13 protein-coding genes are annotated in these 16,173 nt (G+C 68.3%); 3 read left to right on the top strand and 10 right to left on the bottom strand.

Features of this window, described 5'->3' with window-relative positions:
• Window positions 1–29: 29 nt before the first annotated feature.
• Genes HGB39_RS20970 through HGB39_RS20960 form a run of 3 tightly spaced genes read right to left on the bottom strand, consistent with a single transcriptional unit; the run spans window position 30 to window position 3,904 of the window.
• Window positions 30–1,721 (bottom strand): acyl-CoA dehydrogenase family protein, encoded by a 1,692-nt coding sequence (locus HGB39_RS20970; protein WP_005570373.1) that lies wholly within the window; start codon window positions 1,719–1,721, stop codon window positions 30–32.
• A gap of 18 nt (window positions 1,722–1,739) precedes the next feature.
• Window positions 1,740–3,245, bottom strand: coding sequence for a class I adenylate-forming enzyme family protein (locus HGB39_RS20965; RefSeq protein WP_005570375.1), 1,506 nt, complete (start codon window positions 3,243–3,245; stop codon window positions 1,740–1,742).
• Window positions 3,246–3,268: 23 nt separating this feature from the next.
• Window positions 3,269–3,904 carry a TetR/AcrR family transcriptional regulator C-terminal domain-containing protein gene (locus HGB39_RS20960; protein ID WP_005570377.1) on the bottom strand — a complete coding sequence of 212 codons (636 nt, stop codon included), beginning with the start codon at window positions 3,902–3,904 and terminating at the stop codon, window positions 3,269–3,271.
• Window positions 3,905–4,038: 134 nt separating this feature from the next.
• Between HGB39_RS20960 and HGB39_RS20955 the strand changes: the two genes are divergently transcribed.
• Window positions 4,039–5,850: an ABC transporter substrate-binding protein/permease gene (locus tag HGB39_RS20955; RefSeq protein ID WP_037203497.1), complete on the top strand. Its 1,812-nt coding sequence runs from the start codon at window positions 4,039–4,041 to the stop codon at window positions 5,848–5,850.
• Window positions 5,851–5,854: 4 nt separating this feature from the next.
• Window positions 5,855–6,580 carry an amino acid ABC transporter ATP-binding protein gene (locus HGB39_RS20950; protein ID WP_005249317.1) on the top strand — a complete coding sequence of 242 codons (726 nt, stop codon included), beginning with the start codon at window positions 5,855–5,857 and terminating at the stop codon, window positions 6,578–6,580.
• A gap of 68 nt (window positions 6,581–6,648) precedes the next feature.
• Here the strand turns inward: HGB39_RS20950 and HGB39_RS20945 are convergent, their stop codons facing one another.
• The 6 genes from HGB39_RS20945 to HGB39_RS20920 are packed head-to-tail and all read right to left on the bottom strand — an operon-like array spanning window position 6,649 to window position 14,386.
• Window positions 6,649–10,041, bottom strand: a complete 3,393-nt coding sequence (locus tag HGB39_RS20945) for an NAD-glutamate dehydrogenase domain-containing protein (RefSeq protein WP_064080194.1) — start codon at window positions 10,039–10,041, stop codon at window positions 6,649–6,651.
• Window positions 10,042–10,084: 43 nt separating this feature from the next.
• Window positions 10,085–10,948 carry a 5-oxoprolinase subunit C family protein gene (locus HGB39_RS20940; RefSeq protein ID WP_005570381.1) on the bottom strand — a complete coding sequence of 288 codons (864 nt, stop codon included), beginning with the start codon at window positions 10,946–10,948 and terminating at the stop codon, window positions 10,085–10,087.
• Entirely contained in the window at window positions 10,945–11,595 is a 651-nt protein-coding gene (locus HGB39_RS20935) for a 5-oxoprolinase subunit B family protein (protein WP_054247464.1), read from the bottom strand. The genes HGB39_RS20940 and HGB39_RS20935 overlap by 4 nt, the downstream gene beginning before the upstream one ends.
• Window positions 11,592–12,347 (bottom strand): LamB/YcsF family protein, encoded by a 756-nt coding sequence (locus tag HGB39_RS20930; protein ID WP_005571257.1) that lies wholly within the window; start codon window positions 12,345–12,347, stop codon window positions 11,592–11,594. The genes HGB39_RS20935 and HGB39_RS20930 overlap by 4 nt, the downstream gene beginning before the upstream one ends.
• Window positions 12,337–13,125, bottom strand: a complete 789-nt coding sequence (locus HGB39_RS20925) for a putative hydro-lyase (protein ID WP_005571255.1) — start codon at window positions 13,123–13,125, stop codon at window positions 12,337–12,339. The genes HGB39_RS20930 and HGB39_RS20925 overlap by 11 nt, the downstream gene beginning before the upstream one ends.
• On the bottom strand, window positions 13,118–14,386 hold the full coding sequence (locus tag HGB39_RS20920) for an MFS transporter (RefSeq protein ID WP_005571253.1): 1,269 nt from the start codon (window positions 14,384–14,386) through the stop codon (window positions 13,118–13,120). Before HGB39_RS20920 ends, HGB39_RS20925 begins: the two co-directional genes overlap by 8 nt.
• Window positions 14,387–14,555: 169 nt before the next feature.
• Here HGB39_RS20920 and HGB39_RS20915 point away from each other — a divergent pair, with 169 nt between their 5' ends.
• A complete protein-coding gene (locus HGB39_RS20915) occupies window positions 14,556–15,269 on the top strand; it encodes a GntR family transcriptional regulator (protein ID WP_005256056.1) in 714 nt (237 codons plus the stop codon).
• Window positions 15,270–15,285: 16 nt separating this feature from the next.
• On the opposite strand, the gene HGB39_RS20910 is transcribed toward HGB39_RS20915, so the two are convergent.
• Window positions 15,286–16,170: a hydroxymethylglutaryl-CoA lyase gene (locus HGB39_RS20910; protein WP_005571251.1), complete on the bottom strand. Its 885-nt coding sequence runs from the start codon at window positions 16,168–16,170 to the stop codon at window positions 15,286–15,288.
• Window positions 16,171–16,173 lie beyond the last annotated feature (3 nt).

Below are 16,173 nucleotides of genomic sequence, written 5' to 3'. Positions count from 1 at the left end.
CCAAAAAGGCGCACGGGCGGCAGAGCCGCCTACGCCCGGTCGAGGATGGACCCGAGATCGGCGGAGGGGGAGAGCGTGCCGTACTCGTGCGTGCGGTCGGGGCCGAGGCGGGCGTCGACGAATGCGTCCGCTACCGAAGCAGGGGAGAACCGAACCAGCAGCGACGCCTGCAGTGCGAGGGCCATCGATTCGACGACGGTGCGGGCGCGCAACTGTGCGCGGGCCGGGTCCTCGGTGGCGAGTTCGCCGAGCTGACGACGGACCCGGTCGAGGTGCTCGTCGAGCACCGCGTTGCTGCCGCGGGCCAGGTTCACCTCGGCGTCGAATGCGGCGACGCTGTCGGGTTCGCGGGTCATCGCGCGCAGGACGTCGAGGGCGATGACGTTGCCAGACCCCTCCCACACGGCCATGACGGGCTGCTCCCGGTAGCGGCGGGCGAGCGGGAAGTCCTCGGTGTAACCGTTGCCGCCCAGGCATTCCAGCGCCTCGTAGGCGTGCTGCGGGCCGCGCTTGCAGATCCAGTACTTCGCGACCGCGGTCGCGAGCCGGCGGAAGCTGCGTTCCTGCTCGTTCGCGTCGTCGTCGTGTGCCCGGGCGAGGCGCAGCGCGGTGACGGTGGCCGCCTCCGACTCCAGCGCCAGGTCGGCCAGCACCGACGTCATGGCCGGCTGATCGGCCAGGACCTTCCCGAACGCCGAGCGGTGGCGGGCGTGCCACACTGCCTCGGCGACGGACTGCCGCATGCCCGCGGTGCTGCCGAGCACGCAGTCGAGGCGGGTGCGCGCGACCATCTCGATGATGGTGCGGACGCCGCGTCCCGGTTCACCGACCATGACGCCGACGGTGCCGTCGAGTTCGATCTCGGACGACGCGTTGGACTTGTTGCCCAGCTTGTTCTTCAGCCGCTGGATGCGGAAGACGTTGCGGGTGCCGTCCGGGAGGATGCGGGGCAGCAGGAAGCACGAGAGGCCGTCGCCGCCCGCGCCTTCCGCCTGCGCGAGCACGAGGAACGCGTCGGACATCGGCGCGGAGCAGAACCACTTGTGTCCGGTCAGCAGGTAGTCGGCGCCGGGACCGCCGCGTCCGGCGGGTGTCGCGACGGTGGTGTTGGCCCGGACGTCGGAGCCACCCTGCTTCTCCGTCATGGACATGCCGAAGATCGCGGACGCCTTGCCGGGTGCGTCGAGTTCGGGGGTGTAGCTGCGGGACAGCGCGCGCGGCTTCCAGATCGCGGCGACGTCGGGTTGCAGGTCGAGGGAGGGGATGACGGCGTTGGTCATCGAGATCGGGCAGGAGTGTCCGGGTTCGATCTGCGCGAACATCATGAACGCCGCTGCGCGAGCGACATTCGCACCGGGCTTCGGGTCGGCCCACGCCGACGTGTGCGCCCCGTGCGCGACGGCCGCGGAGATGATCCGGTGGTACGCGGGGTGGTATTCGACCTCGTCGATTCGGTTGCCCCAGCGGTCGAACGTCTTCAGTTCGGGGATGATCGTGTTGGCGAGTTCGGCGTCGTGCTGGAACGTGGCGCTGCCAACGAGTGCGCCGATGTCGGTGAGTTCGCCGGTGGCCCAGTCGGCGTCGTGGCGGCGCACGCCCTCGGCCAGCACCGTGTCGAGGGTGAACTCGTTGACGTCGGTGCGGGGCACCGACTGGTTGAGCACGGTGTGCGTCCGGTGGGGTGCGGGATGGGTGATATTCGTTTCGGAAAAAGTAGTCATGACAGTGTCTTTCGTGAGTCAGCTCGCGGAGCGGATCAGGTGCTTCTGGATCTTGCCGGTGGGGGTGCGGGGCAACACGGTGGCGAACACGTAGTCGCGGGGAATCTTGTAGCGCGCCAGCTTGTCCGACAGGTAGTCGCGGATGTCGTCGGCACCCACGACGTCCGGTTCACGCCACACGACGTGCGCGACGACGGTCTCGCCCCACTCGGGGTGCGGCCGGCCCACCACCGCGACATCCACGACGTCGGGATGGCCGGAGATGGCGTCCTCCACCTCCTTGGAATAGACGTTCTCGCCGCCGGTGATGATCATGTCTTTCGCCCGGTCGACGATGAAGAGGTAGCCGTCGTCGTCCTGGCGTGCGAGATCGCCTGTGCGGTACCAGCCGCCGTCGGCGAACGCGGCTGCGGTGGCGTCGGGATCGTCGAGGTAGCCCTGCATCACGGTCTCGGTGCGCAGCCAGATCTCGCCGATCTCCCCGGCGGGCACGTCGATGCCGTCGGGGCCGGCCAGGCGCATGTCGACGCCGGCGAGCGCCGCCCGGCCGATCGAGCCGGCCTTCGCGAGCTGTTCCTCCGGGTAGAGGACGGCCCCCACGGGACCGGTCTCCGTCATCCCGTACACCTGGTAGAAGCGGGTGGTCCGGTACGACTCGACGAGTCGGCGCGCCACATCGGCGCCGATAGGTCCGCCGCCGTAGAGCCAGGCCCGGACGCTGGACAGGTCGTAGTCGGCGAAGTTTCGTACCGCATTCAGCGCCGTGGTGTAGATGACCGGCGGCCCGAAGCACAGCGTGATGCGTTGCTGCTGTACCGCTTCCAGGAAGTGGACGGGATGGTATTCGCGGACGAGCACGACGGTGCCGCCCATGTACAGCGTCGCCATCAGCCAGTTGTTGAGCGGCGACGCGTGCCAGATCGGGACGGCCATCAGCAGTCGCTCGTCGCGGGTGATCGACAGACCGAGGGCTGCCGTGGTCGCCACGAGCACGACGTTGCGATGACTGTGCACGCAACCCTTGGGCGCGCCGGTGGTGCCGGACGTGTAGAGGATTTCCGCGGGGTCGTTCTCGTCCGGCTCGATGCCGTCGATGCCGTCCAGGTCCGCGATCGCGTCGTCGAAGAAGGCGTGGCCCTCCACGGCGGTGTCGGTGGACAGCAGCTGCACCGGCGTCTCGAGTCGCTCGATGACGGGTGCGAGGTCGCCGTCGAAGACGCATACCTTCACCTGCGCGTGCCGCAGGATGTAGTCGACCTCGGGTGCCTGCATCTTGTGGTTGACCGGCACCACCACCGCGCCGATGCGCCAGGCGCCGAGCATCGCGTAGACGAAGCCGGGGGTGTTGAAACACATCAGAGCGACGCGGTCGCCGTGCCCGACCCCCAGTTTCCGTAGCAGGGCGGCGGCGTGGCGGCTGCCGTCCTGCACGGAACCATACGTATGGTCGCGACCCTGAAAATGGAGAAAGGCCTTGTCGGGCGTCTTCCGGACGTTGCTGTCGAATACGCGAACGATGTTCATCGCGCTCCTTGGAGGAGAGAAGGTCAGTCGATGGAGGTGTTGCGGACGGTCTCGGGGATCTGCAGGTTCGCGAAGATGACGGCGACGGCCTCCTCGAGCGAGTAGCCGAAGCTCTCACCGGTGGCGGTCTTCTGGATCACGAGGCCGAAGATCGCCGACCAGAACGCCTTCGATTCGACGTCGATGCCGGCGCGCAGTTTCCAGCCGGTGCGTATCAGGGTGCGGATCAGCGCGTCCTCGCCCGAGGAGTGCAGGGTGCGGAGGGTGTCGGTGATGAGGTCGCGCAGTTCGCCGCGGCGTCCCGTCATCAGCATCGCCGAGGTGAAGAGTTCGACGCTGGGCGCGCCGGGCCCGAGCAGGGAGCCGACGAGCTTCTCCGTGTAGTCGCCGACGGTCTCCGCGGTGGCCGCATCGTCCTCGGCCCGTTTGCCGGCACGCAGGACGGCAGCGCACGCGACCTCGACAAAGAGCCGCTCCTTGGAACCGTAGTAATAGGTCACCTGGTTGGGGTGGGCCCCCGCGGCGGCGCAGATCTGCGTGATGGGGACGCCCTCGCCGTGCTCGAGAAAGAGTTCGGTGGCGGCGGTGAACAGGGCGTCGCGGGTCTGGCGACCGGACTCCCTAGTGGCACGCGCTGCTCGGCCCGTCTGCGACACCATGACTGCCTCCCGCTTGTTTGTATGACAAACAATAACTCGACTTTGTTTGTATGACAAACAAGGAGAGTGACGGGCGTCGCCCCGCACGTCCTCCGACCCCGGAAATACCGACCGCCAGGGTTACGCTGCTCACCATGTTTTCTTCCGTCGGAGCGAAGATCCGAGTGGTGGTGGCGCTACTGCTCACCGCCCTGCTGGCGCTGACCCTGTCGTCGTGTTCGAGTGACGGGGAGACGTCGGGGGCGGCACCGCAGGATCTGTGTTCGCCACCCGGCGTGGGCGCGGCCACTGCCGCCCCGACCAATCTCGCCGCCTCCGGCGCCGCGGCCGAGGACCGCTACACGACACCGTCGACCACCCCGATCGACCAGATCGACGCGTCGAAACTGAACCTCATCACCCCCGGCGTGCTCACCGTCGGCACGCTGTCCGACGCACCGCCGAGCATCTGCGTGAACTCGGAGAACGAGTTCACGGGCTACGACAACGAACTGCTGAAGGCCGTCGCCGACAAGCTGGGCCTGCGCGTCGACTTCGTCGGCACCGAGTTCGCCGGACTACTCGCCCAGGTCGCCGGACGCCGCTTCGACGTCGGATCCTCGTCCATCACGACAACGGACGAGCGCCGCAACACCGTCGGCTTCACCAACGGCTACGACTTCGGCTACTTCTCCCTCGTCGTGCCCAACGGCGGTCCGATCCAGGGCTTCGACGACCTGACCGCGACCACTCGGATCGGTGTCGTCCAGGGCACCGTCCAGGACGACTACGTCGTGAACACGCTGAAGCTGAACCCGGTGAAGTTCCCCGACTACGCCACCGCGTACGCGAACCTGAAGTCCGGGCAGATCGACGCCTGGGTGGCGCCGTCGCAGCAGGCCGAGGGCGCCATCGCGCCGGGCGATCCCACGTCGATCGTCGAGAACACCTTCAGCGTCAACAACTTCGTGGGCTGGGCCGTCAACAAGGAGAACCAGCCGCTCATCGACGCCCTCAACTCCGGGCTCGACGCCGTCATCGCAGACGGCACCTGGGCGCAGCTGTACTCCGACTGGGTGCCCCGCGAACTGCCCGAGGGCTGGAAGCCCGGCAGCAAGGCGGCACCGGTGCCCGACCTGCCGGACTTCGCCGCGCTGGCCGCCCAGAACTCGCAGAACACGACCGAAACCCCGGTCGCGGAACCCAAGTCGACACTCCAGCAGCTGAAAGACACGTTCTTCAACTGGGACCTCTACACGCGGGCGTTCCCGGATCTGCTCAAGACCGGTCTGCCGAACACGCTGATCCTGGCGTTGGCGTCGGGCATCGTCGGCACCGTCCTCGGCATGCTGCTCGCGATGGCAGGCATCTCCCGCACCCGCTGGCTCCGCTGGCCCGCCCGCGTCTACACGGACGTGTTCCGCGGGCTGCCCGCCGTCGTCATCATCCTCATCGTCGGTCTCGGCGCCGGACCCATCGTCAAGGGACTCACCGGCAACAACCCGTACTGGCTCGGTGCGGCCGCGCTGTCACTGCTCGCGTCCGCCTACATCGGTGAGATCTTCCGGTCCGGCATCCAGAGCGTCGAACCCGGACAACTCGAGGCGTCCCGGGCGCTCGGTTTCAGCTACCGGAAGTCGATGACGCTCGTCGTCGTTCCGCAGGGTGTGCGACGGGTGCTGCCTGCGCTGATGAACCAGTTCATCTCCCTGATCAAGGACTCGTCGCTGATCTACTTCCTCGGCCTGCTCGTCAGCCAGCGGGAACTGTTCGCCGTCGGCCGCGACCTCAACGCGCAGACCGGCAACCTGTCGCCGCTCGTCGCCGCCGGCCTGTTCTACCTGGCGATGACGATTCCGCTGACCCACCTCGTCAACTACATCGACAACCGCCTGCGCACCGGCCGCGCCGACACGTCCGGCACGCTCGACCCGGTGGAACAGTCCATCGTCGTGGAAAGGGGATAAGGCGATGGCCGTCTCTCTCACTGGCACCGACCTGCACCTCGCGTTCGGCACCAACAAGGTGCTCCGCGGCGTCGACCTCCACGTCGACGCCGGCGACACCGTCACCGTGATCGGACCGTCCGGCTCCGGAAAGTCCACCCTGCTGCGGGTCCTCAACCGGCTGCACGAACCCGATCAGGGCGACGTCCTGCTCGACGGGAAGTCGGTGCTGAAGGACAACCCGGACAAGCTGCGGCAGCGCATCGGCATGGTGTTCCAGCACTTCAACCTGTTCCCGCACAAGACCGTCGTCGACAACATCGCCCTCGGGCCCCGCAAGCTCAAGGGGATGTCCAAGGACGAGGCGCGGTCGCTGGCGCTCGAACAGCTCGAACTCGTCGGGCTCGCCAACAAGGCCGACTCGCGGCCCGGGAACCTGTCGGGCGGGCAGCAGCAGCGCGTCGCGATCGCCCGCGCCCTGGCGATGAAGCCCGAGGTGATGTTCTTCGACGAGGCCACCTCGGCACTCGACCCCGAACTGGTGAAGGGTGTCCTCGCGCTGATGGCCGACCTCGCCAAGGGCGGCATGACGATGGTCGTCGTCACCCACGAGATGGGCTTCGCCCGCGAGGTGTCCGACACGGTGCTGTTCATGGACCACGGCGCCGTCGTCGAGACCGGGAAGCCGGACCAGCTGTTCGACAAGCCCGAAACCGAACGGCTGCAGCAGTTCCTGTCCCAGGTACTGTAGGCCGCTCCGCGGCCTGTGCGCCTTTTTGGTAGCTGGAACAACCAGAAAGGCGCACGGGCGCGAAGCGCCTACCGCGTCATCGCCCGGATCCGCCTGGCCGCGACGGAGATCAGCGCCAGTGTGGGTTCGGTGGCGACCTCCGACTCGATTTCCGTCAGCAGTGCCCGCGCGCGGGCGAGCCGGGCGGCGTTGTGCTGTTCCCACTGGTCCACCTTGTCGGCCGCGTCATCGCCGGGTTCGCTCACGGACAGCGCGTCGAGGGTGATGGCGCGCAGCGAGCTGTAGAGGTCGTCGCGCAGGGCGAGACGTGCAAGGGCGTGCCACCGGTCCAGCCGGGGGAGCGCCGTGACGGCGGTCAGCGCGGTGTTGATGTGCAGGTGCGCCGACAGCGCGAAGTACAGTTCGGCGACGTCCTCGGGGCGGTGCTGTGAGATCTCCGCGATGTCCACGATGTCGAGGAGGCAGTACGTGTGCAGCAGGTCCGCCACGTCCGCGGCGAGCCCGGCCTCCGCCCCGCGCGATGTGAGGGCCTCGGTGCGCCGCTCCACCGCGGTGATCTCGTCGCCGCGCAGCCATTCCCGGACCCGCGGGCCGAGGTCGCGGACGACCGGCCGGTAGCGGGCGATGGTGGCCTCGAGCGGCAGCGGTTGCGGCCGGTGCGTGGTCAGCCACCGCGACGCGCGGTCGATCAGTCGCTGGGTCTGCACCGTCAGCGCGTTCGTCCCGGCCGTCGGCGTCGCGTCGGCCGCCGCCCGGATCCGCTCGAAAGTCGCTCCGAGGTCGAAGATCTCGGTGACCGCGGTGAAGGCGTTCACCGCCTCCGCGGAGTCGGCGCCCGTTTCCTCCCGCAGCCGGAAGGCGTACGTCATCCCCGCTCGGTCGACCATGTCGTTGACGACCGACGTCGTGACGATCTCCCGGCGCAGCGGATGCGCGGCGACCGTGTGCGCGAACTCCCGGCCGAGGCGCGGCGGGAAGTAGTTGTGCAGCCGGCCGGCGTAGACACCGTTGTCGGGGAGGGTCGTGCCCGACACTTCGCTCTTGATGAAACGCTTGACCTGCGCGGTGAGCTGCGCCAGCTCCGGGCTCGTCAGTCCCTTCTGCTCACGTTCGAGTGCACCGAACTGCGCGGACGTCGGGAGCACGTCGATCGCGCGGTCCACGTGGCCGCGCCGTTCCAGGTCGTCGACCATGCGGGAGTGGAAGCTGACGAGAGTGCCGGCCTGTGCCCGGTTCAGGCTCATCATCTCGTTCTGGCTGCGGTTGTCGGCGAGGACGAGCCTGCTGACGTCGTCGGTCATGTCGGACAGCAACTCTCGCCGGTCCTGCGCGGCGAGGGTGTTGTCGGCGGTGGCGCCTGCCAGGGCGATCTTGATGTTGACCTCGTGGTCCGAGCAGTCGACGCCGGCCGAGTTGTCGAGCGCGTCGGTGTTCACGCGACCGCCGTTGCGCGCGTATTCGATCCGCCCGAGCTGGGTCAGGCCGAGGTTGCCGCCTTCGCCGACCACCCGGACGCGCAGTTGGGTCGCGTCGAGCCGGACCGCGTCGTTCGACTTGTCGCCGACGTCGGCGTGGCTCTCCGTCGTCGCCTTCACGTACGTGCCGACCCCGCCGTTCCACAGCAGGTCCGCGGGCGCACCGAGGACGGCACGCACGAGTTCGACGGTGGTGAGGACCGGATCGTCGTCGATCCCGAGAACGCGCCGGGCCTGCGGTGTCAGCCGAACGGACTTCGCCGACCGGTCGACGATCATCGCGCCGTCGCTGAGGACCGCCTTGTCGTAGTCCTTCCAGCTCGACCTGCCGAGCCCGAAGAGCCGTGCCCGCTCGTCCCACGACCGCTGCGGGTCGGGATCGGGGTCGATGAAGACGTGCCGATGGTCGAATGCCGCGAGCAGGCGGATGTGGGGGCTGAGCAGCATCCCGTTTCCGAAGACGTCGCCGCTCATGTCGCCGATGCCGACGACGGTGAAGTCGTCGGTGCGGGTGTCGACGCCCATCTCGCGGAAGTGCTGCATGACGCTTTCCCACGCACCGCGGGCGGTGATGCCCATCGCCTTGTGGTCGTAACCGACGGAACCGCCGGACGCGAATCCGTCGCCGAGCCAGTACCCGCGCTCGAGTGCGATCGCGTTGGCGACGTCCGAGAATGCCGCTGTCCCTTTGTCTGCGGCGACCACGAGGTACGTGTCGTCGCCGTCGCGCCGGACGATGCCCTCCGGCGCGATCACCTGCCGGGTCGTGATGTCGAGGTTGTCCGTCATGTCGAGGAGGCTCGAGATGAATTCGCGGTAGCAGGAGATGCCCGCCGAGTACATCGCCTCCCGGTCGGCGGCGGCGTCGCCGGTCGGCACGGGCGGGTTCTTGACGACGAAGCCGCCTTTCGCTCCCGCGGGGACGATGACGGCGTTCTTGACCGCCTGCGCTTTGACGAGTCCGAGGATCTCGGTGCGGAAGTCGTCGCGGCGATCCGACCACCGGATGCCGCCGCGGGCGACGTCGTCGAATCGCAGGTGCACGCCCTCCATCCGGGGCGAGTACACGTAAGCCTCGTATTTCGGTCGGGGCAGCGGCAATTCGTCGATCGACGAGGAGTCGAACTTGAATGCGAGAGCGCGCGCGGCCCGACGGTCTTCGGCGTAGTACGTCGTCCGGGTGGTGGCGCGGATCAGCGAGAGCAGTGCCCGCAGAATCCGGTCGGCGTCGATCCCGGCGACGGCGTCGATCGCGTCGACGGTGCGGCCCTCGAGCGCGTCTTCCGCGGCGGCGTCGCGTTCGATGCCCGGGTCGAGGCGGAGCGCGTGGAACTCGACGAGGAGTTTCGTGATTGCACTGTTGCTCAGCAGGACTCGTTCGACGTTGCTGCGGCTGTACGGAAGCCCGGCCTGACGCAGGTAGGCGGCGTACGCGCGGAGGACGGTCACCTGACGCCACCCGAGCCCGGCGTGCAGGACGAGCGCGTTGAACCCGTCGACCTCGGTCTCACCCGTCCACGCGGCCCGGAACGCGTCCGCGATCCGGCTGTCCCGGGTCACCCCGTGACCGTCCGTCACGGCGACCAGATCGACGGTGAGGTCGTAGATCCAGGCACGGTGCCCGTCCGGGCGGGTCAGCGCGGCCGGTCGTTCGTCGAGCGCGTTGACGCCGAGGCTGGACAGGATCGGCAGAACCTCGTTGAGCGGCGCGGGTTTCCCGACCGCATAGATCTTGAGGTTCTCGTACGGCGCGGACGCCTCGGTGGTGGTGAACGTCAGCGCCACACTGTCGACGTCGAGGCGCTCCACCTCGGCGACGTCGCGGATCGCCTGTGCCGGATCGGTTTCAGTGGCGTAGCTGATCGGCAGCGCGGACGCGTAGTGGCGCGCGACCGCGGTGCCCTGACGGTGCGGTTCCCGGAGCAGCGTGCTGCGCCACAGCTCGTGGGACCAGGGGGTGTCGAGTTCCGTGCCGATGCTGTTCATGACGATGGGGTGATCTCCTGTAGTGGGATCGGAGCGAGGCCGATCACGCAGTGGTGAAGCGAATCAGTTGACCGGGTCGAGCCTGGGCGATCCGGTCGATGTCCTCGTCCGCGACGACGCCGATGACGGGATACCCGCCCGAGATGGGATGGTCCGCGAGGAACACGACGGGCTGCCCGCTCGGCGGAACCTGGATGGAGCCGAGCGCGACACCTTCGGTGGGGAGTTCGGCCTCGGACGTCCGCACCAGTGCCGGCGAGTCGCCGTGCCGGTTCAGGCGCGCCCCGATGCGATCGGTGTCCGGGGACACGGCCCACACCCCCGTGGTCAACGCTTCGGGGTTGGTGAACCAGTCGTCGCGGGGGCCGTCGATGACCCGCACCGATAGCGTTCCCGCGTCCATCGGGGGGACGGGCGCGACGTCGACGTTCGGGAAGTTCGTCGCCGCGGTCCCGACGGGCAGAACATCGTTGGGTTTCAACGCTTCCGGACCGATTCCGGATAGGGTGTCGGTGCTGCGGGAGCCGAGCACGTCCGGCACCGCGACGCCACCGCGGACGCCGACGTAGCTGCGCAGGCCGACCTGCGCGTACTGCAGGCGCAGCGTCTGTCCCGGCTGCATCACGATGACGCTCGCGTGCCCCATCGGGATTCCGTCGAGCAGCGCCGTCGCGGGTGCACCGGTGACGGCGACGATGGTCACCTGCGGCGCCCGGAGGGCGAGGCCGCCCATCAACACCTCGATGCACGCGCTGTTCTCGTCGTTCCCGACCAGCCGATTGGCCAGCTTCGCGGACCCGCGGTCGGCGGCGCCGGACACGCCCACACCCGAACTCAGGTAGCCGGGGCGGCCCAGATCCTGGATCAGGCTGAGCGGACCCGTTTCGAGTACTTCGAGTTCACTCACAGTGTTTCCTCGTCGACGAATCGGACGCGACGCCCCGGCTGCAGCAGCGCCGGAGGGTTCGCGTCGAGGTTCCACATCGGGGAGTCCGTCGTTCCGATGATCTGCCACCCGCCGGGTGAAGACCGGGGATACACCGCGCCGTAGCCACCCGCGAGGGCCACGGACCCGGCGGGCACCACGGTGCGGGACTGGGCCCGCCGTGGCACGGTGAGCCGATCGTCGCCGCAACTCAGGTAGGCGAAACCCGGTGCGAATCCGATGAACACACAGCGCCAGGTGGCCGCCGTGTGGGCAGCGATCACGTCCTCCCGGCTCACCCGCAGATGGCCGGCGACGTCGGCGAGATCGGCGCCGTCGTAGCGGACCGGGATGGTGACCGGCTCGGATTCGGATGCGCGGCTGTCCTCGTGGACCTCGAGGTCGACGGTCATCGTCCGCAGCGCGCGGCGCACCTCGTCGAGGTCGGTCCGCGGTGTCGTGGTCACGAGCACCGTCCGCGCCGCGGGAAGCACGTCCTCCACACCCGGGACCGGGGTGCGGCGGAGGCGTTCGGTCAGCGACACCACGAACGGTTCCGACTCCAGTTCGACGAGGAGGGCCCGGTTGCCCGCCGGAAGGATTCGAGTGCCGGCGCTCGGGGTGGTCATGCGAAGGCCCCGAGCGTGACGTCGGCACTCTCCAGGGCGTGCCGGACCTGGCGGGCCGTGCGCACGGATCCGGGCGAGTCACCGTGCACGCAGATGCTGTGCACCGACACCGCGACGTCGTCACCGTCGATCGACTCCACCGTTCCGCTCGACACCATGCGCACGGCCTGGGCGGCGGCGACGTCGGGATCGTCGATGACGGCGCCGGTCACCGAGCGCGGGGTCAACGTGCCCGCGGCGGTGTAGCGGCGGTCGGCGAAACCCTCGGCGACGAATTCGATGCCGTGGGTTTCCGCCGCGCGCTGCAACTGCGAGCCGGGTGGGCCCATCAGCGCGAGCGGTTCGGTGAACCGGTCGATGGCCGACGCGATCGCCTCGGCCCGCCCACAGTCGAGCGCGGCGGAATTGTAGAGCGCACCATGCGGTTTGACGTACGACACACGGGACCCGGCGGCACGTGCGAACCCGGCGAGCGCGCCGATCTGGTACAGCGTCTCGTCGCGCAGATCCGCCGGCGACACCGAAAGTTCCCGACGGCCGAATCCGGCGAGATCCCGGAAACCCACGTGCGCACCGATCGCGACGTTGCGCTCGGCCGCACCCTCGCAGGCCCGGCGGATGATCATCGGATCCCCCGCGTGAAAACCGCACGCGATGTTCGCGCTGGTGACGATGTCGAGGAGGGCCTCGTCGTCCGCCAGGGTCCACTGCCCGAAACCCTCACCGAGGTCGCAGTTCAGATCAACGCGCATCGGGAACCTCCAGGACGTACTCGCTGTCCGGGGTGTCGGTGATCAGCATGTACCCGGGCGCATGGGTGATCGCGAACGGCAACCGGGACGCCATCGCCGCCGCCTGCGGGGTCACCCCGCAGGCCCAGAACACCGGCACGTCACCGGGCTCGAAATTCACCGGATCACCGAAGTCGGGGGCCGCGACATCGGCGATGCCGAGTTCCGCGGGATCGCCGATGTGCACGGGCCCACCGTGGACGGCAGGCATCCGCGCCGAGATCGACGCGGCGAGGGCCACCTGATGTTCGGGAACGGGTCGCATCGACACCACCATCGGTCCGCTCATCCGGCCTGCGGGCCTGCACTCACGGTTGGTCACGTACATCGGGACGTTGCTGCCCTGCTCGACGTGCCGCAGCGGGACCCCGGCAGCGGCCACCGGGTGCTCGAACGTGAAGCTGCACCCGATGTGGAAGGCCACGAGGTCGTCCCGCCACAACCCCGACACGTCCGCGGTCTCGTCGGCCAGTTCGCCGTCCTTCCACACCCGGTACAGCGGCAGGTCCGTGGTGATGTCGGCGCCGGGGGCGAGCATCGTCTTGCGGGAGCCGACGTCGCCGACGTCGAGGACGGGGCACGGCTTGGGGTTCCGCTGCGTGAACAGCAGGACATCGTAGGCCCAGTCCTCCGGTACGGCGATGAGATTCGTCTGGGCGAATCCGGGCGCCAGACCGGCGGTCGGGGTGACGCGTCCCGAACGGAACGCGGAGCGGAGGTCGGCCGGTGAGTCAGTCAAGTTGGATCCCGCGGGTCTCGGGGAGGAAGAACAGGGCGAAGACGGCGATGGCGTATCCGAGCGCACCGAAGATCATCGCGCCGCCGATACCCAGCTGGGTGGCCGCCAGGAAACCGACGACCGCCGGGAACACGGCGCCGACCGCGCGGCCGAAGTTGTACGTGAAGCCCTGGCCCGTGCCGCGGGACTGCGTCGGGTACAGCTCGGACAGGAACGATCCGAATCCACTGAAGATCGCCGACGTGCAGAAGCCGAGGGGGAAGCCCAGGATGAGGATCAACATGTTCGCGCCCTCGGGCACCTGGGTGTAGCCCACCATGAAGACGGCCGACAGTGCCGCGAACAGCTGCATGGTCCGCTTGCGTCCCAGCTTGTCGGTGAGGATGCCGCCGCTGACGTAGCCGAGGAACGCACCCGAGATCAGGATGGCGAGGTAGCCGCCGGTGCCGACGACGTCGAGTCCGCGCGAGGTCTTCAGGAATGTGGGCAGCCAGGACGCCAGCGTGTAGTAGCCGCCCTGCACGCCGGTGGCGAGCAGCGACGCGAGCACGGTGGTCTTGAGCAGTCCGCCGCGGAAGATCGCGGCGAACGAGCCGGTCTCCTTGCCGGCGGACTCACGACGTTTCGTGACGACCTCGGGATCCTTCAGATTCCGGCGAACCCAGATGATGAGGAACGCGGGCAGGACACCGGTGAAGAACAGCACTCGCCACGCGACGTCGGGATCGAACAGCTGGAAGACGACCGTGTAGACGATCACCGCCAGCGCCCAGCCCACTGCCCACGCGCTCTGGACGAACGCCACGGCCCGGCCCCGGTACTCGGCCCGGGCGTATTCGGCCACGAGAATCGCACCCGCCGCCCACTCGCCGCCGAAGCCGAGGCCCTGGAAGGCGCGGAAGACGAGCAGCGTCTCGAAGTTCTGCGCGAAGCCGCACAGCACCGTGAAGATCGTGTACGTCGCGACCGTGACCTGCAGGGTGCGGACCCGGCCGATCTTGTCGACGAGGATGCCGGCGAGGGCACCGCCGAGCGCGGACACGACCAGCGTCACCGTCGTCAGCAGGCCAGCCTGTCCGGTGGTGAGGCCGAAGTAGGCGGCGATGGCCGCGAGGCCGAGCGGGAGGACCTGAAAGTCGTAGGAGTCGAGTCCGTACCCGCCGAACGCGCCGATGAAGGCTCTCTTTCCCTTCGGCCCGAGGGTGCGGAACCAGTCGAAGGGGCGCGCCTGCGCGACCTCGGTCTGTGTATCTGTGGTCATGGCACCTCGCCTGAAGAAGGGATGTAACTGCCGGAAGAAACGGTGTAACTCCCATCACGGTACAAATCGTTCAACGATCCTGCAATACCCTGAGAGGATCGTTTAACATGGAATTCATCGCGGAACCGAGCTCACAACTATGATTGCGGTCGAGATCAAAACCTGAGGAGTGGACTTGACCAGCTCGAATGCCCTTCGCGGCGATGCGCATTCCCGCCTGGCCGCTCACCGCGGCCTGCTCGAACGCACCAGCAGGACCACCCGGGTGGCCGGCATTCTGCGGGACGCGATCATCGACGGAACGTTCCGACCAGGGGCGCGTCTCTCCGAACCCGACATCTGCGCCGCCCTCGACGTCTCCCGCAACACGGTGCGCGAGGCCTTCCAGATCCTGATCGAAGACCGACTGGTCGCGCACGAACTCAACCGCGGCGTCTTCGTCCGCGTGCCCACGGCCGAGGACATCACCGAGCTGTACATCTGCCGCCGCGTCGTCGAATGCGCGGGCGTCAACGGATTCGACCCCGCCACAGGCGACCTGTCGCGCGTGGCCGAGGCCCTGGACCTGGCCGACGAGCGGTACGCCGTCGAGGACTGGACCGGAGTCGGCACCGCGGACATCCACTTCCACAGCGCCCTCGCGAGCCTCAACAACAGCAATCGCATCGACGAACTCATGCGCAGCGTGTGGAACGAGGCGCGACTCGTCTTCCACGTCATGGACGACGCCCACCGATTCCACGGCCCGTACCTCACCCGCAATCACGAGATCTACGACGCACTGGTCGCGGGCAACACCGAAGCCGCAGGTCAGCTACTCAAGACCTACCTCGAAGACGCCGAGGCGCAGATCCTGGGGGCGTACCGCCCCGTGAGCGGTTGACGAGTCCAGAGACTCCTCAACCACGCACGGGCGCGAAGCGCGAGAGCTGCGGTGAGGCTGCGAGGACACGCTTGACCAACGATGCTGCGGCGCTGACCTGCGCCTGATCGATGCCGGTTTCCACATCATGACTGTGAAAATGCGCGACCAGCTCCTCGGTCGCGAGGTTGCCGTGTGCGCCCGGCGCGAAGGGGCACCCGCCGTATCCGCCGACCGCGCTGTCGAAGTGTGCGATCCCCAGATGGCGTGCCGCCTGCAGGGCGGTGGTGAGCGCTTGGCCGTCGGCGTTGTGCAGATGCAGTCCGATGGTGATGTCGGGCAGTGCTTCGCACACGGCGCCCACCGCGGTGAGCACGTGCTCGGTGGTGGCGGTGCCCAGGGTGTCGGCCAGCCCCAGGGCGCGTATCCCCATGGCTGCGAACTGTTCGGCGACCTCTACCAACCGGGTGGGTGAGACGGTTCCCTCGAACGGGCAGACGAATGCGGTGGATATCCCGCCGAGGAACCGTTGCTCCGGGTAGCGGGCCACCGCCTGGGACAGGTCCTCGAGGGCCTGTGCAGCAGACTTGCCGGCGTTCGCTCGGCTGTGTGCGGAACTGGCCGATGCCGCGATGTGCACGACGTCGACTCCGGCTGCCACTGCACGGTGGACCCCGGTGGCGTTCAGTGCCAACGCGCTGACCTGTGTGGTGGCGCGGTAGGGCTGCAACCGGGCGATGAGTGCGTCGGCGTCGGCCATCTGAGGAACGCGGGTGGGCGAGACGAAGGACACGGCTTCGATCTGCCGGACTCCGGCTGCCACCAGCGCGTCGGCGATGGTGAGTTTGTCGTCGGTGGCGACGAGGACGTTCTCGTCCTGTAGACCGTCGCGCAGGACGACGTCGGTGATGGTGACGGGCATGCG

Source organism: Rhodococcus opacus, from assembly GCF_012396235.1.
GTDB lineage: Bacteria > Actinomycetota > Actinomycetes > Mycobacteriales > Mycobacteriaceae > Rhodococcus_F > Rhodococcus_F opacus.
This window is presented reverse-complemented; position numbering and strand designations above follow the sequence as displayed.